This window comes from Vibrio sp. Y176 (assembly GCF_033438945.1).
On sequence record NZ_JAWOQS010000461.1, the window covers coordinates 1 to 733 of the forward strand.

The window sequence follows — 733 nt, forward strand, 5'->3', positions numbered from 1 at the left end:
GTCACCCGTTGGCTGTATTCTGCATTACCAAGTGCGACAGATATATTACGTAGCCATTGTTCGTGACCGATACGACGGATAGCAGAACCTTCCATATTTTTTAAGAACGTCGCCTCGTCCCATTGGAATAATTCAACTAAGTCTGGATTGTGAAAGCTTTCCCTGCGATGGAAATCTTCTTGTTCGGTTACGTCTGCATAGCGGTTCCATGGGCAGACGAGTTGGCAGTCATCACAGCCGTAGATGCGGTTACCCATCGGTTTGCGGAATTCTTCAGGGATGACACCATCAAACTCTATCGTGAGATAAGAGATACAGCGTCTCGCATCGACAACTTTATCTTCTACAATGGCTTGAGTCGGGCATGACGTAATACACGCTCGGCATTTTTCGCATTGGTCGACACTTGGAGTATCGACTGGCAAAGGTAGGTCAATCAGCAGTTCACCAAGGAAGAACCAAGAACCACACTCTTTATCTAAGATCAGTGAGTGTTTACCTGTCCAACCCAATCCGGCCTTTTGGGCTAAAGGGCGCTCAAGTATTGGCGCAGAGTCGACAAAAGGGCGATAACCAAACTGACCCACTTCTTCTTCTATGAGCTTACCCAACTTGTTGAGCTGCTTTCTGACCAGCTTATGGTAATCACGCCCTAGCGCATAGCGGCTAATATAAGCATGATTTTTATTCGCGAGATTTGAAGCAAATTGCGCTTCTGGCGGTAGGTAGTCCA

1 protein-coding gene is annotated in these 733 nt (G+C 46.9%); it reads right to left on the reverse strand.

All coding sequences use genetic code 11. The annotated features are described in order from the left end of the window. Nucleotides 1-733 (reverse strand): tRNA epoxyqueuosine(34) reductase QueG (gene queG, locus R7O13_RS26695; RefSeq protein ID WP_318305188.1); only part of this gene is annotated, 733 nt, incomplete at both ends.